The 25373-nt window shown below is 71.3% G+C and carries 17 protein-coding genes; 3 read left to right on the top strand and 14 right to left on the bottom strand.

What is annotated here, in order from left to right; translation table 11 throughout:
- The first annotated feature begins 680 nt into the window (after positions 1-680).
- Positions 681-1088: a hypothetical protein gene (locus ACQ0O7_RS36460; RefSeq protein ID WP_430789334.1), complete on the top strand. Its 408-nt coding sequence runs from the start codon at positions 681-683 to the stop codon at positions 1086-1088.
- Between the two features lie 409 nt (positions 1089-1497).
- A complete protein-coding gene (locus ACQ0O7_RS36465) occupies positions 1498-2064 on the top strand; it encodes a DUF4240 domain-containing protein (RefSeq protein WP_430789336.1) in 567 nt (188 codons plus the stop codon).
- Between the two features lie 202 nt (positions 2065-2266).
- Here ACQ0O7_RS36465 and ACQ0O7_RS36470 read toward each other — a convergent pair whose 3' ends face one another.
- The 10 genes from ACQ0O7_RS36470 to ACQ0O7_RS36515 are packed head-to-tail and all read right to left on the bottom strand — an operon-like array spanning position 2267 to position 13074.
- The gene (locus ACQ0O7_RS36470; RefSeq protein ID WP_430789338.1) at positions 2267-3481 is read right to left on the bottom strand and encodes an O-antigen ligase family protein; all 1215 of its coding nucleotides are present in this window, start codon (positions 3479-3481) and stop codon (positions 2267-2269) included.
- On the bottom strand, positions 3478-4713 hold the full coding sequence (locus ACQ0O7_RS36475; protein WP_430789340.1) for a lipopolysaccharide biosynthesis protein: 1236 nt from the start codon (positions 4711-4713) through the stop codon (positions 3478-3480). The genes ACQ0O7_RS36470 and ACQ0O7_RS36475 overlap by 4 nt, the downstream gene beginning before the upstream one ends.
- Positions 4714-4723: 10 nt before the next feature.
- Complete coding sequence (locus ACQ0O7_RS36480) at positions 4724-6052, bottom strand: GNAT family N-acetyltransferase (protein WP_430789342.1); 1329 nt, start codon at positions 6050-6052, stop codon at positions 4724-4726.
- Positions 6045-7094, bottom strand: a complete 1050-nt coding sequence (locus ACQ0O7_RS36485; RefSeq protein ID WP_430789344.1) for a DegT/DnrJ/EryC1/StrS family aminotransferase — start codon at positions 7092-7094, stop codon at positions 6045-6047. The genes ACQ0O7_RS36480 and ACQ0O7_RS36485 overlap by 8 nt, the downstream gene beginning before the upstream one ends.
- Positions 7091-8098 carry a glycosyltransferase family 2 protein gene (locus ACQ0O7_RS36490; RefSeq protein WP_430789346.1) on the bottom strand — a complete coding sequence of 336 codons (1008 nt, stop codon included), beginning with the start codon at positions 8096-8098 and terminating at the stop codon, positions 7091-7093. Before ACQ0O7_RS36490 ends, ACQ0O7_RS36485 begins: the two co-directional genes overlap by 4 nt.
- A 9-nt stretch (positions 8099-8107) precedes the next feature.
- Entirely contained in the window at positions 8108-9220 is a 1113-nt protein-coding gene (locus tag ACQ0O7_RS36495; RefSeq protein ID WP_430789348.1) for a DegT/DnrJ/EryC1/StrS family aminotransferase, read from the bottom strand.
- Positions 9195-10142: a transketolase family protein gene (locus ACQ0O7_RS36500; RefSeq protein ID WP_430789350.1), complete on the bottom strand. Its 948-nt coding sequence runs from the start codon at positions 10140-10142 to the stop codon at positions 9195-9197. Before ACQ0O7_RS36500 ends, ACQ0O7_RS36495 begins: the two co-directional genes overlap by 26 nt.
- Positions 10139-10939 carry a transketolase gene (locus ACQ0O7_RS36505; RefSeq protein ID WP_430789352.1) on the bottom strand — a complete coding sequence of 267 codons (801 nt, stop codon included), beginning with the start codon at positions 10937-10939 and terminating at the stop codon, positions 10139-10141. Before ACQ0O7_RS36505 ends, ACQ0O7_RS36500 begins: the two co-directional genes overlap by 4 nt.
- Complete coding sequence (locus ACQ0O7_RS36510; protein ID WP_430789354.1) at positions 10940-11680, bottom strand: TylF/MycF/NovP-related O-methyltransferase; 741 nt, start codon at positions 11678-11680, stop codon at positions 10940-10942.
- Positions 11677-13074, bottom strand: coding sequence for a polysaccharide biosynthesis tyrosine autokinase (locus ACQ0O7_RS36515; protein ID WP_430789356.1), 1398 nt, complete (start codon positions 13072-13074; stop codon positions 11677-11679). The genes ACQ0O7_RS36510 and ACQ0O7_RS36515 overlap by 4 nt, the downstream gene beginning before the upstream one ends.
- A 111-nt stretch (positions 13075-13185) precedes the next feature.
- On the opposite strand from ACQ0O7_RS36515, the gene ACQ0O7_RS36520 reads away from it, so the two are divergent.
- On the top strand, positions 13186-14955 hold the full coding sequence (locus tag ACQ0O7_RS36520; protein ID WP_430789358.1) for a polysaccharide biosynthesis protein: 1770 nt from the start codon (positions 13186-13188) through the stop codon (positions 14953-14955).
- A 698-nt stretch (positions 14956-15653) separates the two neighbouring features.
- Here ACQ0O7_RS36520 and ACQ0O7_RS36525 read toward each other — a convergent pair.
- The 4 genes from ACQ0O7_RS36525 to ACQ0O7_RS36540 form a co-directional block, all read right to left on the bottom strand.
- The gene (locus ACQ0O7_RS36525) at positions 15654-20612 is read right to left on the bottom strand and encodes a DUF4011 domain-containing protein (protein WP_430789360.1); all 4959 of its coding nucleotides are present in this window, start codon (positions 20610-20612) and stop codon (positions 15654-15656) included.
- Positions 20613-20708: 96 nt separating this feature from the next.
- A complete protein-coding gene (locus tag ACQ0O7_RS36530) occupies positions 20709-21491 on the bottom strand; it encodes a hypothetical protein (RefSeq protein WP_430789362.1) in 783 nt (260 codons plus the stop codon).
- Positions 21488-24712: a hypothetical protein gene (locus ACQ0O7_RS36535; RefSeq protein ID WP_430789364.1), complete on the bottom strand. Its 3225-nt coding sequence runs from the start codon at positions 24710-24712 to the stop codon at positions 21488-21490. Before ACQ0O7_RS36535 ends, ACQ0O7_RS36530 begins: the two co-directional genes overlap by 4 nt.
- Positions 24713-24809: 97 nt before the next feature.
- Positions 24810-25325, bottom strand: a complete 516-nt coding sequence (locus ACQ0O7_RS36540; protein WP_430789366.1) for a winged helix-turn-helix transcriptional regulator — start codon at positions 25323-25325, stop codon at positions 24810-24812.
- Positions 25326-25373: the final 48 nt, after the last annotated feature.

Consider the following 25373-nt stretch of genomic DNA (forward strand, 5'->3'; position numbering starts at 1 on the left):
CGCTCTGGCCGCCGAAGGATCTCCACACACGCATCCTTCCGGTACCGCGCACGATCGGCGCCAGGTCGAGGACGTTCTTTTGGCCGGTGCGGCGCGATGGTGGCCGAATCGTGTCGGTGGCTCGTTTTGGTTCTGGTCCGGGAATGCGATTTGGCATGATCGACTTCTTACACTTCTCGGCCGGGGTCCGGGAGAATTCTGGGTATGGCTCAGATGTCGTTGTTCAGCCGGGCCCAAACTGCTGCGATGCGGGATTGGACCAAGGCCCGTAATTACGATCCGGATCGTGCGGAGTTTCGTCGTCAGCACAAGATTCGCCGTGACTGGGGTCTGCAGCGGCGCCATGCCGAGAAGCTTCGACGTCTCCGGGAGAGCGGCAACCCGCCGCGGACTCCCGCCGACATCGCCGGCTCCCGGGCTCATGCCACGCCGCGTCCCGCACCGTCGCCGGCAGCAGCTTCGACACTGGCCACTCTCGTCCCGCAGCATCCATCCGTGACGCGATCGGCGCCTGCAAGGCAATCGGCATCCGTCACGGGTCCGACGCCCGCCATGCGATCGGCGTCTGTAAGGCAATCGGCATCCGTCACGGGTCCGACGCCCGCCATGCGATCGGCGTCTGTAAGGCAATCGGCATCCGCCACGCGCCCGACGCCCGCCGCACGACCGGCGCCCGCGTCATGTCCGGTTCTTACGGCTTCACCTGGCGTTACGCTTCACCCGGCGGGCCGGCGGCAACCATCGGCAACAAGCACGCCGGCTCCAGCAACCCGGCCCGCAACAGCCGCAGCGCCGCCGGTGTCCCGGCCGGCGCCGCGAGCCCCGCAACCCGGCAGACCGAGCCGACGGCCACGGACGAACCGGCAGCCTGTGGCCCCAACGCCGGATGCAGCCCCTGCCCCGGCGCCTGCCCCGGCCCCGGCACCTGCCCCGGCGCCTGCCCCGGCCCCGGCACCTGCCCCGGCGCCTGCCCCGGCCCCGGCACCTGCAACGGCGCCTGCCCGGGCCCCTGCCCCGGCGCCTGCACCGGCACCGGCCGCGGCATCCGCCCCGGTTGGGCCAGCGTGGGGTTGTCTTTTTATGAATGAGTGTGGCCGACGCGGGACGGTGGTCACGGAGACATTCGATGTGGGCGGGACGGACAGGTTGCCGAGGGTTTCCGTGCGGTGGCCGAAAGGATTTCTGTCCGGATTCCTATGTGAAATTTCCGGTCTTCGACAGTTTTTTCTCACGGCTTTCAGTTTTCACGAAAATGCCGGATGGAAGCGTGGGGCGCCAGTAGATCCGGCTATTTTCGCGTGGATTTCCCGGCAGGGCAGAGGCGCCCCGCATCGGCAGATGATCGCGTTCCGGGCATGCTTCCGCTTCCGCTGCTCTGCGGAGCCCGTCGTCGTGGCCTTCGCTGAGAGGTGAATGGTCTGCGGTTTTGTCGGACCTGCTCGTTAGGCTGCCGGCTGCCGGCTCGGACGAGGCGGCGGCGATACGGGGAGAGACAGCGTGGACATCGACGGCTTCTGGGCGGTCATTGAGGGGACCGGGCGGGGCGCCGGCCTGGACGAGCGGAGTGACCGGCTCGCGGCGGCACTGACCGAGCTGACGGTCGAGGATCTCCTGGACTTCCAGGATCACCTCGAAGCGCAACGCGGCCGGGTGTCCGGCGATGTCATGGGTGACGCCGCCACTCTCATCCTGCTCGGCTGCGGGGATGACAGCTTCGCCCGGTTCACCGCGTGGCTGGTGGGGTTGGGCCGGGAAACCATGGACCGGATCGCCGAGGATCCGGACCGGCTCGCCGACGAGTGCGAGGTGCGGGCGCTGGCCGACCGGCATCCGCGTGACTGGTCGGACGATGAGTATCCATGGTGGGAGGAGCTGGAGTTCGCCGCCGTCCACGAGTATGAGCGGCGTGAGCTGGATCCTGCCTGCATGCACTGCGCGCGGAAAGCCCGCGTCCCGGAGGGCGGGCGGTCACCCTGGCGGGAGCCGGAGCGGGACGACCGCGACCCGGAGGAGTCGCTGCCACGGCTGACGGCGATGTTCGACGATGGCCGGCTCTGGGACTGACACGGACCCGGTCGAGATCTCACCGAGAGGGTTGTCTCTGGCACCGGCGGGGTCGAGGTGGTGATCGGTGAGGCGGAGGCGGGGGCGGTGGAGTTCGGGTTCGGGGTGGGCCGCCTGCGGAGCGTCGACGGACTCGACGAGAACCGGGGCGAGGTGGCGTGGCGAGCCGGGACCACGTCCGGCATGCGCTGGTGCGTGGGTGTCACAGGGGTGCCGGCCGCTGAGCGGGGCCGGTGGATGCCGGGGTGTGGTGGGGCCGGGGTGGGACGGAGCGGACGGCGGCCAGGATCAGCAGGATCCACATCAGGCGGGCGTCGAAGTAGTCGCCGGAGAACAGGCAGGTGGCGCCGATGAAGATGCCGCAGTACGCCGCGGTGCGGGCCTCCAGGGAACGCTCGGCGCGCGGCGCCCTGATGTAGGCGTGCCAGATCGTGAACCAGGCCAGGCCCAGGAACGCCAAGCCCACGAAACCGCCCTCGGCCGCCACCGACAGCGGCAGGTTGTGGACGTAGCGTTCGCCTTCGCCCAAATCGGCGATCGCGTGGAAGCCGTTGATGCCGGTGCCGATCAGGGGGTGCTGCCAGAACAGGCGTAGCGCCCACGCGAACAGCACGTCCCGGTCCGAGGTGTAGCCCTGGCCGACGGTGGCCTCGACGAACCGGGACTGGACGAAGTCGGCGATCAGGCGGCCCGCCGTCACCGTCACCATCGCGGACAGCACCAGGAGCAGGGCGCCCGGTTTGGCCAGGCGGTTCCAGCGCGGCCGGGGGCGGATCGCCAGCAGGGCCACGCCGACGGTGATGGCCAGGGCCGCCATGCCGCCGCGGGAGCCGGAGGCGATGGCGCCGAACATGAACGCGGGGATGCCGACCAGCCAGCGCAGCCGGTCGCCGGAGCGGACGTACAGGTACAGGCTGGTGATGACGCCGAGGATCATCACCCGGACGAAGACGTTGGGGCCGCCGCCGAGGGCCGCCCACCGGCCGCCGGGGGCGTGGCCGCGGCCGGTGCTGGCGGCCAGGAAGTAGACCCAGGCGGCGGCCTGGAAGCAGTACAGGGTGACCCGGGTGACGTGGTCACGGTCCCATTTGGCCAGCACGTAGTAGACGAAGACGAGGAACGCGGTGGCGGCGATGTCGCCGGCCATCGGGCCGGTGACCGCGTGTGCCGGGGCCCAGGTCGAGGACAGGATCTGGTAGGCGAACAGGCCGAGCACCGGCAGTACGCAGTAGGCGCCGGCGGCCCGGCGCGGGCCGATCCGGTGTGACTCCAGCATCAGGCAGAGCAGCAGGCCCAGGTAGAGGGGGACCCGGACGTCGTTGAGGATCGGCACGTCCAGGCCGACCCGGGTGAGGGTGAACCGGCCGGCCAGGGCGGTGAGGAACGCGAACGGGACGACCAGGCCGGGGTGGTTCATGTGGTGAGGGCCCGTTCGACCAGGGCCACCGACCAGATGCCGAGCAGCAGGGCGGCCGCCGACATGGCGATCAGGGCGGCGTACGGCGCGGTGGTCACCAGCATCAGCAGGTGGGTGAGTGCCACCTGGAGGGCGAGGCAGCCGAGCAGCATCCGGTTCAGGCGGGGTGGTTCGGGCAGTGCGTCCAGGGTGGGGCGGGCGGCGTAGAACATGGCCAGCGGTACCGAGGCGAAGATCCCGACGTGCAGCACGCCGAGGGCGGCGCCGAACTCCGGACCCAGAAAACCTTCGATCAGGTACGGGCCCAGCAGCGCGATCGCCACCGCGGCGACCGCGGCCAGCACTGCCGCGAGCATCGGCAGGGAGGTGAGGATCCGCCGCGTGTGCCCGTCGTGGCCGTGCCGGTGGAACATCCGGCTGAGCCGGGGCAGCAGCACCGGGGAGAGGGTGCCGAACAGCGAGCAGATCATCGTGATGGCCGAGGTGACGAACCCGACGTAGCCGGCTTCGGCCCCACCGGGCAGGGCCGCCGCGACCACGAGAGTGGGGTAGGTGAAGAGCGCGGGCAGGGCCATGTCCCCGGGCAGGCGCTGTAGCCCGTACACAATCAGGGTTTTGAGGGTGGGGTCGGGTTTTCCGGGGTGTGGCGCCGGGCGGTGCCGGACGGTGAGCATGCCGGCGACCGCGACCACCGACGCGCCGGCGCCCTGCAGGATCAGGAATCGTTCGATGCCGCCGGTCATCTGGATGGCGGCGAGCGGGACCAGCCCGAGCCCGGCGGCGGCGACCACGTTGGCGTGCACGACCTGATGGGTGCCGCGCAGGGCCGCCACCGCGATCGTGCACAGGCAGGTGCCGGTGAGCAGGACCAGGGTGGCCCGCACCGATGACGCGCCGCCGGGCAGGCCGAGGAACCGGTCGGCCCACGGTGACAGGGCCAGGCCGATCAGTACGAATCCGGCGGCGACCGCGGCCTGCACCCCGAACACGCCGCGGGCCAGGCGTTCGGGGTGGGTGTGCGTGCGCGGCAGGTAGCGGTGCAGGCCCTGCGCCATCCCGGCGGTGACCAGCGGCTGGAAGGTGCTGACCACGCCGCGCGCGATCTGGTAGTAGGCGAAGCCGCCGACGCTGCCGACCGCGGCGACCAGGTGGAACAGGTACAGGCCGGAGCCGAGGACGAACCACTGCACCAGGGTCGTGGCCACGTAGTCGCGGGCCAGCGACCGGATCACACGCCGTCGGTCACCGCCGAACATGCGCCAGGTCGAGCGGCACCGCCCTCTGCAGCATCTCCCCGGTCCGGCGGTATCCGAGCAGGGTGAGCGCGGTCAGCGCGAGGATCCACAGGTCGGTGCCGAGGCCCCGGTTCTCCACGTAGGCCAGCCCGAGGGCGATCTTGCCGGGGCGGATCAGTTCGTCGTACGCCCGGTCCACGTCGTCGTGCCCGGCCAGGATGACCCCCTCGTCGTGGAAGACGATGGACGCCCAGTCGGTGACGCCGGGCCGCACGTCGAGCAGCCGCATCTCGTCCTCGGTGTAGCGGCTGACGTCCGAGGCGACCTGCGGGCGCGGCCCGACCAGGCTCATGTCGCCGGTCAGCACGTTGACCATCTGCGGCAGTTCGTCGAGTTTCCACCGGCGCAGGAACGCCCCGGTGCGGGTCAGGCGCGGGTCGTCGTCGGCGGTGGACGGCCCGCCCAGGGTGGACGCGTCGACGACCATGCTGCGGAACTTGAGCATGGCGAAGGGTTTGCCGTACCGGCCGACCCGGATGCCGTGGTAGAGGACCGGGCCGCCGTCCTCGCGGCGGATCGCCCAGGCCACCGCGGCGGCGACCGGGGTGGCGGCGAACAGCACACCGGCCGCGACGGTGATGTCCAGCGCCCGTTTGACGGTCTCGTAGCGACTGGTCATCTCCGGAGCGTAACCATCGGTGATCGGGGCCGGGCCGGATTCGGCGAGCGGCTGGACGTAGATCCGGGACGCGGTGCCGCGGTGCACCTCGGTCATGCCGTGCAGGATCGCGCCGGACTTCTCGTAGAAGCCCTGCGCGCGCCGCTGCCGCTCGCCGGTGACCACCTTGACCTCGGGCACGTGCTGGTGGACGAACCAGTCCATCAGGTGCTGGTAGAGCCGGGTGGCCACACCCCGGCCGCGTAGCGACGGCACCACCACGAAGTTGATGATCTCGGCGCCGGGCAGGCCGGGGTCGGCCGACGACGGGTAGGCGATCGTCTCCATCAGCCGCAGGATGCGGGCCGGGCGCAGCAGCCGGGGCAGCACCATCGGCACCGCGACCGGCCACGCCTGCTGGACGAACTCGCGCAACAGCGACCCGGTGCCGGTGGAGCCGCAGATGTAGCCGAGCGGTTCCCCGGTCGCCACCGACTCGGCCATGAACAGCACCGCGTGCGGGCTGCACGCCAGGTGCCGGTACAGCATCCGCAGCACCGGCTCGCCCAGCGACGTCAGGAACCCCTCGGGCACCTCGTCGACGTGCATCCGTGCGACCGCGCTGATCTGGGCGTGGGTGAACGGGCCGGAGACGACCCGGAACTGTTCCTCAGGCATGGGCGTCCACCGCCCGGAACTCGTTGAGCAGGTCGGCGGCCCGGCCCACGTCCGGCGGCCGGGTGGTGGACCGGACCGGCAGGGTGACCACGTGCGCGGCGGCCCACTCGGCGTTCGGGCAGGAACCGGCGGTGTAGCCGGCGGCGGCCAGGTCGGGCCCGGACAGCGGGTGCACCGGTGTGGCGAACCAGTCGCCCAGTTCCACCCCGGCCTCGGCGGCGGCCCGCAGCGCCCCGGCCTTGTCGCCGACCAGCACCGGGAACCGCAGCGGCACGCCGGGCATCAGGCGCTGGAACTCGATCTCGTACGCGTCCGCGATCTGCCGCCGCCGGTGCAGCTCGGCGCGCCCGGCGGTGATCCGGGCGGTCAGCCGGCGCCGGGTGCCGCAGCTCATCCGCCAGCCGTACTCCGGGCTGGCCCGCGGGTCCGGCGCATATGACCCGACCACCAGACCCATGCCGGCCAGCCGCCGGTAGAGCGCCCGCAGCCGGTGCACGATCCCGGCCCGTTCGGAGGCCCGGTAGGCGGCGTATTCGGCGCCGATCATCAGTTCCCGCCTCGACGGCGGCGCGGTGTAGCGGTGGTGGTTCGCGCGCATCGCGGTCGCGAGTTCCGCATCGTGCACCACGGCGGTCCCGCCGATCCCGGCCACCACCGGCTTGCCCCATTCGAAGGAGTAGAAAGCGGCGGCGCTGCGGGAGGTGTCGATCAGGCCCGGGGTGACGTGTGCGCAGTCCTCGATCACCGGCACGTCCACGTCGATCTCCTCGACCGGCGCCGGGACGCCGAAGGTGTGCTGCACGATCACCGCCCGGGTGCGGCCGGTGACAGCGGCGGCGATGGCGTCCGGGTCGGGGCCGAACGAGTCCGGGTCGATGTCGGCGTAGACCGGGGTGACGCCGAGGCGCAGCAGCGGTTCGACGACGGCCGCGCAGGTGTACGCCTGGACCACCACCTCGTCGCCGGGCCGCACCCGCAGCCCCTCCAGGATGGCGTGCAGCGCGACCCGCCCCCGGTGGTAGTGCAGGATCGTGCTGGTCATCGGCTGCCTCCTCGTCGGTCCAGGGCGGCCCGGATCGAGCCCGCCCCGTAGATCACGTGTGTGGCCAGGAAGATCGCGGGCAGTGCGGCGGCCAGCCCGGGATCGTGGTGCCGGCGGGCCTCCCGGACGGCGAAGGCCAGCGCGGCGGTGCCGTAGGTGGCCAGCACCCCGGCGGTCAGGCGGCGGGCGGTGCGGCTGACCGGCGACAGCGCGGCCCCGGCGGCCACGGTCAGCACGAACCCGGCCGGGACCACGTTGCGCCACGAGCCGATCCACCGCCCGACCAGCCGGCTGGCCTGGAACGGCCAGTAGCCGGCCTCGAACGTCCACCCGGCGAACTCCCGCAGGTCACTGCGCGCGTAGTAGACGCAGGTGATCTCCGGTAGCAGCAGGATCTGCCCGCCGGCGGCCCGCAGCCGCTGGTTGAACTCGCGGTCCTGGGCCCGGGTCAGCTTCTCGTCGAAGAACCCGATCCGGTCGAACACCGAGCGCCGGTAGCAGCCGCCGAACACCGTGTCCACCCATTGCGGCTCGGTGGCGCCGGTCCGGTAGCGGGAGTTGCCGGCCCCGAACACGCTGGTGGTGGAGACCGCGATGGCCCGGCCGAGCAGGGTCTCGTCGCGGGCCTTGGACAGCCGGACGCCGCCGACGTTGTCGGCGCCCGGGTGGTCCAGCAGGCCGCGCACGCAGCGTTCCAGATAGTCCGGCGGGTATTCGGCGTGCACGTCCAAGCGGATGATCACCTCGCCGCGGGCGCGGCGGACGGCCCGGTTGAGGCCGGCGGGTTTGCTGTGGCCCGGGTTGTCGATCAGGTGTACGCGTGGATCCCGGGTGGCGTAGCGGCGCACCACCTCGCGGGTGCCGTCGTCGCTGTACCCGTCGGCGAGCAGGATCTCCATCCGGTCGGCCGGATAGGTGTTGCCGAGCACCGAGTCGAGGAATCCGGCGATGAACCGGGCCTCGTTCCAGCACGGGATGATCACACTGAGGAACGGCAGTTCCACTGTCGTCCCCTAACTCGCGCCGAAGAAGCGGCGGATGCTGTCGGCGACGATGTCGACCTGGTCGTAGTCCAACTCCGGGTGCAGCGGCAGGGACAGCACCCGGCGGCACAGCTCCTCGGTGCGCGGCAGGCTCCAGTGCTGCAGGTCGAGCCCTTTCTGCTGGTGCATCGGGATCGGCCAGGAGATCAGCGTCTCGACGCCGTCGGCGCGCAGATGCTCGGCCAGCCGGTCCCGGGCGTCGGTGGTGACCGGGTAGTTCTGGAACACGTCGTAGCGGCGGCCGTCGTCGTTCGGGCCGACCGGAAGATCCAGCTCCGGTAGGTCGCGCAGCCGCTCGTCGTAGCGCCGGGCCAGCTCCCGGCGGCGGGCGATCCACTTCGGCAGCCGCTCCAGCCGCCAGTCCAGAACCGCGGCCTGCAGGTTGTCCAGGCGGCAGTTGTAGCCCCAGCCGTCCATCTCGGCCTTGGCCACCCGGCCGTGGTCGCGCAGCTTCAGCAGCCGGTCGGCGAGCGGCTCGTCGTCGGTGAGCACCGCGCCGCCGTCGCCGAACGCGCCGAGCAGCTTCGCCGGATAGAACGAGTAGGTGCTGGCCAGGCCGAACGTGCCGGCGTTCTGCCCGTCCAGGGTGGCGCCGAGGGCCTGCGCGGCGTCCTCCAGCACGGTCGCCCCGGCATCCAGGGCGATCCGGTTGACCTGGAGCATGTCCACGGTCCGCCCGTTCAGGTGCACCGGGATGATCACCTTGGTGCGTTCGGTGACCTTGCGTTCCAGGTCCTCGACGTCCATCAGATGGTCCGGGCCGATGTCGGTGAAGACCGGGGTGGCCCCACGCAGCACGAACGGCGAGACCGTCGCGACGAAGGTGTGCGCCACCGTCACCACCTCGTCGCCCGGCCCGATGTCCAAGGCGTGCGCCAGCAGCCGCAGCCCGTCGGTGCAGTTGCTGACCCCGACCGCCCGGCGCGAGGTGTTGAACTCCGCCAGGTTCTTCTCGAAGTCGGACAGCTGATGGCGCAGCATGAGGTCACCGGCCGCGAGGGTGCCCTCGATCAGCGGCAGCAGCTCGTCGCGCTGCCGCCGCCACTGCTCGGGATAGTCAACGAACCTGACTCGCCAGTCCACGGTGGGCCTCCAGATGGTTACGGACCCGCCGCCGGATCGACTCCGGGTCCAGCTCGTACGCGCCACGCAGGTAGTCCTGATCACCGACCACCGACATCGACTGGGCCGGCAGCGCGATCCGGACCAGCGGTGTCCCGGCCGCCGACTCGGCGAGGACCTCGGCGACCGCGCTGCCCAGGCCGCCGACGATCGAGTGCTCCTCGACCGTGACGATCGCCGCGTAGGCGCCGGCCGCCTCCCGCACCGCGATCGTGTCCAGGGGATCCAGCCAGGGGAAACTGCGCACGTCGGCCCGGATGCCGTCGCCCGCCAGCAGTTCGGCGGCCGCGCAGACGTTGCCGAGGATGGCGCCGGTGGAACACAACAGCACCTCACCGCCGTACGACAGGGGGATCGACGTCCCGCGCGGCGCCTCGATGGGGTGGGCGTGGACCGTACCCTCGCCGGTCTTGCCCAGCCGGAGATAGGCGGGCCCGCCGGCGGCCAGCAGATCGGTGAGCACCGCACCCACCTCGGCCGGGTCGCCGGGCGCGGCGACCGCCATGCCCGGCAGCGCCCGCATGATCGCCAGATCCTCGGTGGCGTGGTGCGACATGCCGAGCGCGCCGTACGCCATCCCGCCCCCGACCGCCACCACGGTCACGTCGGCGCGGTGGTAGCAGATGTCGTTGCGGATCTGTTCCAGGCAGCGCAGCGTCGGGAAGTTGGCGATCGAGTAGGTGAACACCCGCCCGCCGGCCAGGGCGATCCCGGCGGCCAGCCCGGCCATGTTCTGCTCGGCCACCCCGGCGTTGACGAACTGGCCGGGCCGGGCGGCGGCGAACTCGTCCACCGCCCCGAACCCGAGATCGGCGGTGATCAGCACCAGATCCTCGTCGACCAGGGCGGCGGCCAGCAGTCCCGCGAAGAACCGGTCCCTCATCCGGCGCCCACCTCGGCCAGCGCTGTCCGCAGTTCGTCGGGAGACGGCGCGCGGTAGTGCCAGAGCACCTGGTTCTCCATGAACGAGACGCCTTTGCCCTTGACCGTGCGTGCCAGCACGCAGCGGGGTCTGGCCCGGCCGGGATCGCGCGGGACCCTCGTCTTTTCCGACAGATCGGTCAGGGAGTGCCCGTCCACCACCGCCACGTCCCAGCCGAACGACTCCCACTTGGCGGCGAACGGCTCCAGCCGCAGCGTCTCCTCGGTGGTGCCCATCGACTGCAGGCCGTTCCAGTCCACGATCGCGACCAGGGTGCCCAGCTCGTGGTGGCCGGCGAACATGGCCGCCTCCCACACGCTGCCCTCGTCGCACTCGCCGTCACCGAGCAGCACGAACGTGCGCCACGGGCGGCCGGTCTGCCGGGCCCGCCAGGCCAGTCCGGCGCCGACCGACAGGCCGTGCCCGAGCGAGCCGGTGGAGAACTCGACGCCGGGGATGCCGACGTGGCTGACGTGCCCGGACAGGTAGGAGCCGTTCTGGTAGTGCCGGTGCAGAACCGCCGGGTCGAAGAAGCCGCGCTCGGCCAGAGCCGCGTAGAGGGCGGCCCCGGCGTGGCCCTTGCTCATGATGAACCGGTCCCGGTCCGGCCAGTCCGGGCGGGCCGGGTCGACGTGCATGATCTCGCCGTAGAGCACGGCCAGGATGTCGGCGCAGGACAGCGCGGATCCGACGTGTGAGCTACGCCCGATACTGGTCATGGTGAGGACATGACGCCGGATAGCGGAGGCCAGTGACACCTATACCACCGCGTATCCGATATATGGGTCGAAGTCGAACCGGCGTAGTTCCAGGCTGCTGATGCCCACCTCGTCCAGCACGGCCGCGGTCTCACCCGGCCACAGCGGGTTGTCCAGCTCGTCGAAGGCCAGCACCGCGCCCTTCGGCATCCGGGGCAGCAGGTGCCGCAGCGCGGTCTTCGTCGGCTCGTACAGGTCCAGGTCCAGGAAGAGCAGGCTGATCATCAGGTGCGGGTTGTCCGCCACGAACCGCGGGATCGTCTGGGTGACGTCACCCCGGATCAGCCGGGCCTTCGGCAGGTGACCGAGGAAACGGTCGGTGTCGTAGATCTCCAGCAGCCTCGTCAACTCGTCGTAGCTGTCCGACGCCAGATCACCGGCGCGCGCCCCGGTCGCCTCCGGCCGGTCCCGCGCACCGACCTCGGGGAAGCCGCCGAACGAGTCGAAGCCGTACAGCCGGCGGGTCAGGTTGGTCGGCTCCAGGGCCGCACTGAGCTGGGCGAACGTCATGAAGCTGCTGCCCCGGAAGACACCGCACTCGACGATCGAGCCCTTCACCGGCAGGGCCAGCTTGAACAGCTCGTACAGGGCGGCGAACCGGGTCACCTGGGCGCGCCGGGCGTACCGGGCCATGTTCGCCAGCCGGGTCGGCAGATCGTCGCTGCTGTTGGTGAAGACCTCGGCGATCGCCGCCGGCACCTGCCGCTCGGCCGTCGTCTGCAACGCTCCGGGACTGGTCACGCCGCCACCTCCATCGACATCCGGCCGCCCCACCAGCGCCGCTGCTCCGGCCGGGGCGAGGTGTACTCGTCGAAGCTGGGCGCGGCGTCCGGATCGCGGCGCGGCACCATGTTCAGCACACAGCCCAGCAGCGAGGCGTTCACCCCGTGCAGGGCCCGTACCGCCGAGGTGACCTGCACGCTGGTGGTCCGCCGGGAGCGCACCACCAGCAGGGTGCCGTCGGCGCGCGCCGCCACCACCTCACCGTCGGTCACCGGCAGCAGCGGCGGGCAGTCGAAGATCACCACGTCGAACCGGCGCCGCACCTCGTCCACCAGGTCGGTCATCCGGGGGGAACTCAGCAGCTCGCTCGGATTGTGCGGGGGAGTGCCACCGGCCAGCAGCCACAGACCCACACCCCACGGCTGGACGGCCTGGTCCAGCCCGGCCGACCCGTTCAGCACGTCACTCAGGCCGGTCTGGCCGTCCAGCGCGAGGAACCGCCCCAGCCGGGGACGGCGCAACTCGGCGTCCACCACCAGCACCCGCTGGCCGGTCTCGGCGAACAGCAGGGCCAGGCTGCACACGATCGCCGACCGGCCCTCCCGGGGCACCGCGCTGGTCACCGCCAGGGTCTTCAGCGAACTCCCGGCGGCGGCCGACTGCAGCAGGGTGCGGACCTGGCGCAGCGCCTCGGTCCGCGCCGACGTGCTCGGCGACACGAACGGACCGGACACCACCGGCGCGTCGGCGTCCTGCGGCACCCGGGCCAGCACCGGGGTGGCGGTCAGCTCCCGCAGCGAGTCCGCGGACCGCACGGTGTTGTCGGAGACCTCCCGCAGCACCGCCGACGCGGCGCCGACGATCAGCCCGGCCATCACCGCCAGGGCGTAGTTGTCGATCGGGCGCGGGGCCACCGGGTCGGGCATCATCCGTGGGCCGTCGACCACCTCCACCCGGATCACCGGCACCCCCTGCGGCTGGGTCTCCAGGTTCTCCACGGTGGTCTTGAACAGCACCGACAGCCTGCGGGCCAGCAGCATGGCGCGCTCCGGAGAGGTGTCCTCCACGGTGACCTCCATCAGGACGGTGTCGGCGATGGTCTCGGCGGAGATCCGCTCGCCGATCTCGTCGGGGGCCAGGTTCACGCCCGGTACGGCGGCGAGCGGCAGTTCGATCTCCTCACTGGTGAGCAGTTCGGCGTAGGTGGCCAGCCGGCCGGAGGAGAACATGCTGGCCGGGTAGAGCTCGGCGGCCTCGGCCATCGGCGCGGTGAAGAAGAACGTGATCCGGGCCGCGTGGACCGGGGTGGTCCGGACGTTGACCACCAAGGCCACGCCCAGCGCGAGGACGACCGAACTCACCAGCAGCCACCACTGTCTCCGGGCCACACGGAGGTAGTCGCGTAGGCCCATGCAGACCTCCCCGTTCCGTGGCTATCCGTCACGATAGGGGGATAGCGGACAGTGCACTCGGATACGAATAAATCCCGCTTTCGGGGGTACGGGCGCTGATAGCCTGCCGACGTGCGCGCCCTCCCACCGGCCGTCGACGCCGCCGCCTGGGTGCTGGGCCTGGTCGCCGCGGTGCTCGCCCGCTACGACATGCAACTCGACGGGCGGCGGATCGCCGGGCTGGCCGCCGGCATCGTGCTCACCGTCACCGTGCACGGGGCCGCCGCACACCTGCATCGCGGCCGGTACCCGTACGCCAGCCTGGAAGAGGTCCGGGCCCTGGCGGTGACCGTCGCGCTCGCCGCCGGCAGCCTGATCGCCTTCGTGGCGGTGCTGCCCCGGCATCCGCTGCCACTCAGCGCACCCCTGATCGGCGGGGTGATCGCTCTGGTGCTGATGCTCGGCGCCCGCTACGCCCACCTGCTGCGACAGCAGCGCAGCCGCCGGCCCGACGAACGCACCGCCGCACCCGTGCTGCTGTTCGGCGCCGGAGAAGCCGGCACCCTGCTGCTGCGCTCCATGCTCACCGACCCCGGCGGGCGGTACCTGCCGGCCGGGCTGATCGACGACGACCCGCGCAAACGGCGGCTGCGGGTGTTCGGGGTGCCGGTGCTCGGCGGGCGCGACGACATCGGGGCGGTGTTACGGCGTACCGGCGCCGGGTCGTTGATCTTCGCCGTCGCCAACGCCGACGCCGACCTGGTCCGCGACGTCCGCGACCGGACCGTGGCCGCCGGCGCGGAGTTCAAGACCGTGCCGTCGATGACCGAGCTGATGGACCATCCGGTCGCCGTCGACGACATCCGTGACGTGCAGGTCGCCGACCTGCTCGGCCGGCACCAGATCGACACCGACCTGCGGGGCGTCGCCGGATACCTGACCGGCAAACGGGTGCTCGTCACCGGGGCCGGCGGCTCCATCGGCTCCGAACTGTGCCGGCAGATCCACCGCTTCGCCCCGGCCGAACTGATGATGCTGGACCGCGACGAATCAGCACTCCAGGCCACCCAGCTGTCCCTGGACGCCCGGTCCGGCATCGACGACCCGGCGGTCATCCTCGCCGACCTGCGCGACGCCGCCCACCTGCGGCAGATCTTCCGCACCCGGCGGCCCGAGGTCGTCTTCCACGCCGCCGCCCTCAAACACCTGGCGTTACTCCAGCGGTTCCCGGGTGAGGCGTTCAAGACCAACGTGCTCGGTACGCTGAACGTGCTCGCCGCCGCCGAACACGTGGAACGGTTCGTCAACATCTCCACCGACAAGGCCGCCGACCCGACGAGCGTGCTCGGCTACTCCAAACGGATCACCGAACGCCTCACCGCCTGGACCGCCGACCGCTACCCCGGCACCTTCCTCAGCGTCCGGTTCGGCAACGTGCTCGGCAGCCGCGGCTCGGTGTTCACCACGTTCACCGCGCAGATCGCCGACGGGGGCCCGGTCACCGTCACCCACCCCGACGTGACCAGGTATTTCATGACCGTCCAGGAGGCGGTGCACCTGGTCGTGCAGGCCGCCGCGATCGGCCGCGACGGCGAGGCCCTGGTCCTGGACATGGGCGAGCCGGTGCGGATCGCCGAGGTGGCCCGGCAGATGGTCGAACTGCGCCCCGACCCGGTGGCGATCAGCTACACCGGCCTGCGCCCCGGCGAGAAGCTGGCCGAAACCCTCTTCGGCGCCGGCGAAACCGACGAACGCCCCTTCCACCCCCTGATCTCCCACGTCGAGGTGCCGTCCCTGAGCGCGGCCGACGTGGCCCGCTTCGACCCGGCCGGCACCCCCGAGGACACCACCGCCGGCCTGGCCCGCCTGTGCACCCTGCCCGCCCTCCACGCACTGCCCTGACACGACCCCGGGTCGGCGTCCGTCTCCAGGCCGCCGGTCATTCTCAGACCCCGTTGAAGTACGCCAATCGGCCCCACAAGAATCGGACCGCCCTGTCCGGTCCGCGCGACGCAGGCGTCACACCGGACCGTCCAGCGACCGCCGGGCCGAATGCGGTGGTACCGGAGAACCCCAACCGCCCGCATGTCGGCGGGTCGGCTTTCGGCCGGTCCGCACGTTGGCGGGGTGAGCGCGGTCCACCCCGCGTGCCGCCCAACGTGCCGCCCCGCGGTCCACCCCGCGTGCCATTCCGCGTGCTACCCGCGGTCCACCCCGCGTGCCATCCCGCGTGCCATCCCGCGGTCCACCCCGCGTGCTACCCGCGGGTCACCCCGCGTGCCGCCCAACGTGCCGCCCCGCGGTCCACCCCGCGTGCCATTCCGCGTGCTACCCGCGGTCCACCCCGCGTGCCATCCCGCGTGCCATCCCGCGGTCCACCCCGCGTGCTACCCGCGGGTCACCCCGCGTGCCGACTTACGGCGCGGACCGCGCCGTAAGTCGGCACACCGGCCCGCGTCGCCGGCAGTGTGGTCTTCTGTGGTGTGGACCGCGCCGTAAGTCGGCACACGGTTGAGCCTGGACCACCGCATTCAGCCCGGCGGCCGCTGGACGGCACACCGGGCGGCCTGAGACCGATCCACACCGGGCGGCCCGCGGGCCTATATGCGCACGCCCTCGCCCAACGCCAGCACCTCGCCGGCCAGGGAGTGGCCGGCTGGGCGGTCGGACAGGACCATCCGGGGCTTGCCGGCCGCCAGTTCCAGGGCTGAGCGCAACCGCTCCTCCTCACGGTCGCGGTCGCGGTACCAGGCGATCGCCCAGATGCGGTGCAGTTTCCAGCCCAGGCCGGTCAGGACCTGGCCGCTGAGACGGTCCCGGTCGCGGGCTGCCGAGCAACCCGCGTAGGGTGCGCCGTCGCACCGGATGCCCAGGGCGTATCCGGCGTCGGCGCGGCCCGGGATCTGCACGCCGATGTCGACCCGGCCGCCGGACGAACCCAGTGACGGGAACGCCGGATAACCCCAGGAGCGCACGGTGGCCAGCACCGATTCGGTGAACGGGCTGCCCGCCTCGGCCGGTGCCTCGGTGGTGAGCGCGCCGTGTTCGGCGTACTCCAGATAGCCGGCCAGCAGCCGGACGCCCTCGTTCTCGGTCACCGGGACGTCCCGGGCGCTGATCGAGGTGACGATCTCCACCCGGTAGCGGGCCCGGGTGATCGCCACGTTGAGCCGGCGCCAGCCGTTGGGCCGGTTCAGCGCTCCGAAATTGGCGGTGATCCGGCCGGATTCGTCGAAGCCGTACCCGATCGAGAAGATCATCACGTCGCGTTCGTCGCCCTGCACCGATTCCAGGCTCTTCACGAAGAAGCCGTGCAGCCGGTCGTCGTCCAGGATCCGTTCCAGTCCGGGGCGGCCGGCGGCGAGGGCGGTCACCGCTTTCTCGATCGCCTCGGCCTGCGCCACCGAGAACGTCACCACCCCCAGTGACATGCCGGGCCGGGTGGTGAAGTGGTGCAGGATCCGCTCGGCCACCCGCTCCGCCTCGACCGGGTTGTCCCGCGTGCCGCTGCGCCGGTAGACGCCGTCGGCCGGCACCAGCGCCACCCCGGTGTCCGCCCCGGCCGCTGTCGCGCTCGGGAACACGCTCAGCCGGTTCTGGTAGAACTCGTGGTTGGAGAACGCGATCAGCGCCTCGTGCCGGCTGCGATAGTGCCAGTTCAGGCCCAGGCTGGGGAACGCGCCGCACCCCTTGGCCAGCTCCAGCACCGATTCGAAGTCCAGCACCGGCAGTTCGGCGTCGGGCTCGTCCGGCGTACCGGTGGATCGGTCGAAGAATGACGTCGGCGGCAACTGGCGGTCGTCACCGGCGGTGATCAGTGCGGCCCCGCGATAGACGCAGTTGATCGCGTCGGCCGGGGTGACCTGCGACGCCTCGTCGAAGATGACCACGTCGAAGCGGATGTCCGGCGGCAGCGAGTGACTGACCGTGAGCGGCGACATCAGGAAACACGGCCGCAGCCCGAGCACCAGGTCACGGGCCTGCCCGATCAGTTCCCGCACCGGCAGATGCCGGCTGGCCTTCATCGCCTCCCGGCGGATCAGGTCGGCGCCGGGCCCGCCGGTGTCCGGGCGGCGTGACATGACCGCTTCGGCGATGTCGGCCGCCGCCGCCGCCCCGAGCCGCAGGTCGAGGCTCTGGAAGTCGGCGACGAGACGGTCCCGGTCGGCTGTCCGCCACGGGCGCAGCCGCTGGTCGGACTGGATGATCGCGTCCGCCCAGGAGCGGAAGAACGCCCGCTCGACGGCCGGGCGCACCTCCTCGGCGGTGACCCCGCGGTCGGCGCAGAACTCCACCACCCCGTCCAGGCCGTAGCCGCTGAGCACCGCGCGGGCGTCCTGGGCGGCGAACCACTCCTCCTGGCCGCCCGCGTCGCCGCGGATGCCCTGCAGGAACTCGCGGGCCCGCTCATGATCACCGAGCACCGCCTCCAGGTCCGGGTGCCGGGCCGGGGCGAACGCCTCCAGCACCGCCTCCCGGGCCATCGCCCACTGGTCGGCGAGCCGGCTCAGCCCGGCCACCGGCCGCAGGTTCCGCAGTGCGGCGGCCTGCTCGGCGGTCATCGGCTGCTCGTCACCGGTCAGCAGGCGGCGTGCCGCGGCCGTCCACTCCAGGGCCTCGGCGAGGGCTTTCTCGTCGGTGTCGGCACCCCGGTAGACCTCGCCGAACACGGTCGCGTAGTCGTCGGCCCGCTCGGTCATCGCCGCCTCGGCCCGGTCCACGTCCTGCCGCAACCGGCCCAGATGCGAGACCTCGGCGAAGTCGAGGGTACGGCCGGTCGCCACGTCGTACGCGTGCACCACCGCGGCCACCGCGGCCAGTGCCGTGCCGTGCGCGCGCAGCCATGCGACGGCGTTGTCGATCGGGCCGGTCACCAGCTCCGGGCGGTCCGCCGCATACGGCCCCTGCTTGTTGCCGAGAACCGCCTCCCGCGCGGTGGTGGCCAGCCGGATCAGCTCCGGGTCCGGTTTGGCCGAGCAGACGTACGCCGCCACCGAGCCGACCGACGGCGCCGGCGCCAGCCGCAGCCCCGCCTCCACCACGTCGAGGGCTTCGGTGACTGCGGTGAAGTCGGTGCCCGGGCCCTGCCAGTACCGGCCGAGCACGGTGCCGTACGCCTGTTCGGCCGCGGCCAGGTCGTGCCGGGCCCGCTGCCACGCCACCGCCGTCTCCAGCCGTGGCAGGGCGTCCCGGATCGAGGCGGTGGGCAGCACGAACGCGCCCACCACCCGCTTGTCCTTGCGGTACCCGCCGAGCATCTTGCGCCAGCCCCGGTGCACCCGCGCGAACCGGTCGGCGAGTTCGTCGACCGGCTGGGTGAGGATGGCCTCGGCGAAGAACGGCCGGGCCCGGACCTCGGCGGCCACCAGGTTCTCCAGGGCCCGGCGCAGCACCTGCGCGCCGGTCGCCACGGTCGCCGCGGTGCCCTGCCCGAACCAGAACGGCTCCGGACGGTGGGTCCGCGCGCCGAGCTCGGCGATCGACGCGACCCGGCTGATGTCGGCGACGGTGACCGCGTTCGGCAGGCCCAGTTTCGCGGTCACCCGGTCGATCACGGCGTGCTGCCGTTCCAGGGTGTCGGCGGCCTCGATGCAGGCCCGCGCCTGCCGGTCGGCTTCGGCAGCGGTCAGCCGGTTCAGGTCCACCGGCTCCGGCGACAGCCCGGACAGGTTCGGCACCGACGGCAGGTCAGCCGGTGCGGGCAGCGCCGACCAGGTGGTCCCGGAGCGTTTTCCGGCCGCGTCCCGGGCCGCCCGGACCGCGGCCAGGTCCCGGCCCAGCGTGTCCACCGCCTTGCGCATCGGCGCCAGGTCGGCGGTGGTGATCCACTCGTCGCGGGCCGCCGCCGGGCGTTTCCCGGCGTGCCCGGCCAGGGTGGCCAGCTTCCCGGCGTCGCCCGGCCCGTCCAGCCCGAACGGCGCGGCCTGCCCCGGCTCGGTGTGCAGCGACCGGGCCAGCCCGGCCAGGGTGCGCTCGGCCCGGGACAGCACCGGATCGAGCGGTTCCCGGCGCAGCACGTCCCGCCAGGGCAGGGTGTCCCGGTCGGCGACGGTGCGCCAGGCCGCGGACAGACGGTCGGCGGCGTCCCGGATCCGGCGCAGCGACTCCGGGGTCACCGAGGCCGGTGGAATCACCGGGACCGGCGCGGCCGGCGCGTCCGAGAGCCGCGAGCAGATCCCCAGCACGTCGTGCAGGCTGCGGCCGAGCGGTTTACGGACTTCATTCATCGCGTACGCGTACGCACTCAGTTGTTCCCGCAGCTCCCGCGGCGCCCGGCGGTCCAGGGTGTCCGGCCGCCGCGTCTCCGGATCCTCGTCCAGGGCGGCGGCCAGCGCGGTCGCCACCTCCTTGCGGCCCGCCTTGTGCCCGTGCAACTCGAGGACGTGCCGGTGCAGCCCGGCCTCGGCCAGCCGGTGGTGCACCACGTCCAGGGCGGCGGCCTTCTCGGAGACGAACAGCACCCGTTTCCCGGCATGCAGCAGGCAACCGATCATGTTGGCGATGGTCTGCGACTTGCCGGTGCCGGGCGGCCCGTCCATCACGAAACTGTGCCCGGCCACCGCGGCCGCGATGCACGCCCGCTGCGAGGCGTCCGCGTCCAGCACCAGCGGGATGTGCTCGGGCGGCGCCATCCGGTCGATGTCACCGGCCTGGATCGCACCGAACCGGAAGTCACCGGTCTGCTCGCCGTCCGCGGTGGCCAGCGCCCGCACGATCGGGTGGGCGGCGATCCGGTCCTCGTTGACCAGCAGATCCCGGTAGATCGCCTCCTTGTGGAAGGTCAGCCCGCACAACATCATGCCGCGCTCGACATGCCACCCGCGCCGCCGCGACACCTGACTCTGCAACGCGGACCACAGAGCGTCAACATCAAGATCAGATTCTTGCCGTACGGCCGGGGGCTCGATCCCCATCGCCCGCAACCGGATCGCCAGGGCCGGGTTGAACACCACGTCGTCGTCCCGGAGCCGCAGCCGCGGCGGCTCTCCCGGACCGGGCGTGACCAGGTCGACCGGCAGCAGCAGCACCGGGCTGGCGAACTGCTCCTCCCGGTTGGCCGCGTCCCCCCGCGCGCGCCGCTCGAGCCCGTCGCCACTGTCCGGCCGTTCGCCTGTGCCGCCCCGCCGGCCTGTGCCGCCCTGCTCGCCTGTGCCGCCCTGCTCGCCTGTGCCGCCCCGCTCGCCCGGGTCGGCGCTCTCGGCGCGCCACCGCAACATGCCGAGCGCCAGATGCAGCACCGACACACCCCGGTCCAGGTATTCCTGACGAGCTCGCCGGGCCATCCGCCGCAGTGCCGCGTCCAGCTGAGCCTCGGGCATCTCGGCGCGGAACACATCCCCACCGGCGGCCAGCCGCTCCGGATCGGCCCCGGTCCCCACCAGCCCACAGTCATCCCGCCGGTGCAGCGCAGCCACCACCGCGGCCGGCTCCGGCCCGACGATCTCCACCAGATCCGGGTGGTCGGCCGGAAAGTCGATCAACCGGTTGGTGTCACCCAGGTCGACAAGGCTGTCCCGCCAGGCATGCAGCGCCGCACGGACGTCAACACGGTCTCTCATGCCACGATTGCAACAAGAGCCACCCCCTCTTCGCTGGCGAATCAGAATCCCCGTCGGATCCGGTACGGCTCGGGAGCTGTATTCCTCCTCGCCGGGTCAGCTGGTTCCGAGCAGCCAGGTCTCCTGGACCCGGTCGAGGAAGGCGTCACCGGTCAGGCGAGTCGTCTGACTGACCGCGTAGGCGATCAGCAGCGCCGACCGCGCCTGGTAGGAGCCGAGCAGACCCAGGCGGTCGAGGACGGAGTGGTAGGGCACGGGCAGCCTGGTGTCCTGGGTGGAACTGACCTCCTGGGCGCAGAACTCCTCGACGCGGGCCCGGATGTCCGGGCCGGGCCGTAACCGCCGCCGCCGGTGGTCGATGTTCCGCAGCATCGCCTGGCGTCTGCCGTCCGGATAGCTTGCCTTCAGGTCGTGGCAGACGGCCGCGAAGATGGCTTCGGTCTGGACCGAGGTCATCTCCCGCCACGCCGTGCTGTGCTTCGGGTTGCGCCGTACCGTCGAGCTGATCCGGGCCAGTGTCCCCAGCGCCCGGTCCGCGCTGTCGAGGAACGCCGCGGACGCTTCCGCCCAGCTCCGGCCGGCGGTCCACTGGGTGTAGAAGGCCGTCGCCGTCCGGTTGTCGTTGTGTTGCCGGGCCGTGCGCAGCTGGTAGACGGCGGTGTCGAACGACTTGATGTCGGTGTGGTTCTCCACCGACCGGAGGAAGGCCACGTCGTCCCGGATCATCTCCCGCAGGAGCTTGTAGAACTCTGTCACCAGGGCGTCGAAGCCGTCCTTGTGGTCCGGCAGGGGATCAGGTGTGGCTGGTTCGCGGTAGCTGAGTTCCACACCGGTGCACATCTTCTTGTTGAACGCCAGCGTGGTGAGGTGCGCGCTCATCGCGGCCGCTGCTCGCGATAGAGAGAGCGGGGCTCGGCGACGGCGCCTCGGGTCGGTTTGAAGCCGATGTTGAAAGCTGGTAGCTGCTGGTTCTTGGTGAACTGCTGGGACCGGGAGAACAGTCCGGGCTCGAAGTGCACACTGGTTCTGAGTTCATTGACCCACACCTCGCCGACCCGGTCGTTCACCCATTCGACACGCCCGGTGAAGTGCACCGGCGCCCCGTTCTCGTCACCGAGTACCACGAGCGTGTAGATGCGCCGAGGAAGCTGGCGGGTCATCTTCTCGACCTCCCGGAACGCCTGCCGGGCCTCCGAGTGCCGGCCGGCGACGAACAGCGCGAGGCCTTTGACGAAGGTCAGCTTGTACTGGTCCGGAAGCACCGTGTTGCGGAGATCCCCGGCGAGCGTCAGGAACGTGTCGATGTCGGCTTCGGCGAGATGCACCGGAATGCGATCGCCCCGGAACAGACCGTGCCCGGTGATCTCGGTCCAGGTGAGTTCCAGGAGCAGCTGGGCACACCGCCAGTCCTCACGGACCTCCAACGGCGCGGCGCGGAGCCGGGCGAGTGCGGCGGCCAGCCCGGCCGGCCCGGCGTCGGCCTCGAACTTCGCGAGGTAGTAGACCGCGGCCGGGTCGGCGTTGTCCTCCAGGTTGCGCAGATGGTGCTGAAGGGTCTTGTCGTTGTTCACCAGGCGGCTCAGTTCGCCGCCACGCCGGTCCAGGTTCGCCGACTGGCCCTTGCTCAGGGCGCTCCGGTCGATGGCGTCGATCATGGCGATCGCGTTGGTGTAGTAGTTCAGCCGCTGGTGCAGGGAGAGCGCGTTCGTGTTGATGGCGTCCCGGGTCGACCAGGCCAGCACATCGACGGGGTGCAGGTTGCCGGGGTCGATGGTCCGGGCCTGGAGGACAGTGGACAGGATGTCGTCGAGCCGCCCGACGATGCCGGTGGTCATCGCCTGGGTGGCCGGCTCGGACTGCTTGAGGAACTCGTGGGTGATGGCGCCGAGCGTCGACGCCAGCTCGACCATCAGCGACAGCCGCATCATGTTGCGGACCGTGCCGTCGGACAGTATCTGGTCGAGCAGGTCCCGGTTGAACTCCAGATCGGCGATCCGCTCCTCCACCGTGTCGTGCCCCTGGTTCTGACGCCAGTGGACGAACCCCCGGGCGAGCTTGGACTCCTGGAGCACCAGGCGGGGATGGAGGCGGCCGGTCTCCAGACGGCGATCCGCGAGGGCGTCGGAGATGTCGCCGAGGTGCGGGTGGTAGCGGGTGTCCAGTGACTTCGCGTCGAGCCTGTCGAGTAGCGAGACCAGGAAGGAGACCTCGTCCGAGACCCCGATGTAGCCCTCGTTGATACGGACGTGGCGGATCACCTCGATGATGATCTCGACTTCGACCTCGACCGAGATCTCGTGCTGGGCCAGCAACTCGGCCTCCAGCAGGGACCGGATGGTGAGGAAGTACTCGCCGGTGTCGTCCTCGATGTCACGGATCAGGTCGAAGGAGTTCAGGACGTCCATGATGGTCCGGGAGCCCTCCCGGCCGAGGATGCGCAGCGCCAGGTCGATCGGCACCGGGACCCCGTGCCGGCTGGCGACCAGCACGAGTGCGGTGACCTGCTGGATCTGGCTCCGTTCGCCGAACGACTGCTCGATCAGCGGCTTCTCGTCGGGTGCCGCGCTGGGCAGCAGCGTTCCGATGTCGAAACCTGCCGCCGCGAACGCCGCGGCCATGGAGGTGAGCCGGTCCCGGGGGCTCTGTCGCTTGCCCCGTTCCCGGACGAGTTTCTCCATGCCCTTCTCCGCGGCCCGCATCTCGTGGGCCAGGCCTCGGGTGAGCCCGAAGTGCGAGTCCGGAAGGGTGTGGTAGAGGAACGCGAGGAAGCTGGTGTCCACGGCCGCCCCGGGCGAGCGCGCGTCGATGCCGAAGGACTTCAGGAGCGCCAGGAGTTGTGCGAGCTCTCGTTCGGTCATCTCGATCGGCGCGTTGACCGAGGCCGGATCGTCGTCCTGGCTGGAGTAACCGGATCCGACGATGAGCACCTTGCGTCCCCGGCTGCGGAGCTGGCGCAGCAGAGCGGCGTACTCGTCGGTGTCGACCATCCCGTCCCAGATCAGGATGGTGGCCTTGGCGCCGTTCTTCTCGGCCCAGGAGGCGTACATGTCGATGTCGTCGAGCGCCGGCCGGGCGGTGCGCCGCGACTGGTGGAGCACCGCCCAGTCGCCGGTGCGCGCCAGGTCCATCGCCAGTGCGGCCAGGGCGACGCTCTTCCCGGTCGTGGTCTGCCCCCGGAGCACCACCGGTGCGAGCAGGTCCGGGTTCTCCAAGGCGGCCGTGACGTCGGCGGCGAGCCGGGCCTCGAAGTCGCGGCGGATGTTCATGCCGGCGGCGATGCCGCGCCAGTGCGGGACGCCCTCGGTGGCGCCCGCGAAGTTGCGGTACTCCTGATAGCGGGCCGCCTCCGAGCTGAATACCGGAGGGGTCAGAAGTTCGAGGTCGATGGGCCGGGCGGAGCGCCGTACCTGATTCCAGGTGTGAATGTCGATCTCGGTGAAGCCCTCACCGAGGGCGACGACGTGCTGGGAGCCTCTCTCGGCGCCGACGTTGCCCACGGTGAGGGCGCCGGATCCGGAGAGATTGGTGATCGCCTCGTCGAGCGACTCGTCATGCAGGACGATCTGCCCGGTCCCGGCGAGGCTCCCGACGAACGGGTCGTCGGCCCAGACGCCGGCGGAGAACAGGTGCAGCTGGCCCGGGCCCAGTGACCGCAGTGCCGGGATCAGATCGTCGACCCGCAGTTCGTCACCCGGGGCCCAGTCGTCGATGACCACCACACCGCGTGGTGTCACGGTTTCGGTAGCGAGGCGCACCAGCTCCTGGATGCACCGCATGCGGGCGTCCGCCGCTTCGAGCGGGTTGGTGGGCGGACGTTCCGACGGGGGCAGGTCGATCCCGCCGAAGAGGTAGCGGACCTCGAGCGCCGTCTGGCTGCGTGCGGGGGTGGCGGACATCGCCCCGAGGGGCGTGGTCACCCGCCATTCGGAACGGAAGCGCGCTGCCACGGTCGCGTCGGTACGCGTGGTGTAGACACCGCTCCAGCGGTAACCGTCGGCGTACTTCGCGGTGTCCGCACCGGACCGGCCCAGCAGCAGGAAAGCCGGGCCACTGGCCAGCCTCGCGGCGAAGCTCTGCAGTTCAGGCCTGGTTTCCGGCATCGCTCTCCTCAGGGGAAGCAGTGGGGGAGAAACAGGATCACCCTAGTTCAAACGGTCGCTTCGGACAGTGACCGCGCGGGCGGTGTCATATCGGTCGTCAGGTCACTTCCCGCTCTGGCCCGGAAAGTTCAGCCTGGTACGCCTCGGTCAGTTCCTTCAGGACCGACGGTGTGCCCGCGGGGCGGGGGATGCCCAGATGCAGTTCACGCAACTCGTCCATGAAGCGGTCCCACAGCGGTGGCCCGCCGCGTTCCAGCGACTCGGCGCGGACCGACAGTGACGGTGTGACCGGCAGATGGCGGCGCCCCCACGCGCCCAACTGCGCCATCACCGGGACCAGCTGGATGGCCGGCTCGGTCAGACTGAGCAGGTGGCGCTGTCGGTGGCGCGGGTCCGGGGCCGAGGTGATCAGGCCGAGCCGGGTGAGCCGTTGCAGGCGGTCGGCGAGGATGTTGGTGGCGATGCGCTCCTCGGAGCGGGTGAGCAGGGCCCGGAAGTGGCGCCGGTCGCCGAACATCATGTCGCGGATGATCAGGAGCGACCAGCGGTCTCCGATCACCTCCAGGGCCAGGTTGATCGGGCACCCGGACCGGGGTTCCGCGGAGTGGATCATGCGCGCCTCGTTCCCTCACCAACCGGTTGCAGTCTACTATCGGTTTCA

Source organism: Actinoplanes sp. G11-F43, from assembly GCF_050589265.1.
Classification (GTDB): domain Bacteria; phylum Actinomycetota; class Actinomycetes; order Mycobacteriales; family Micromonosporaceae; genus Actinoplanes.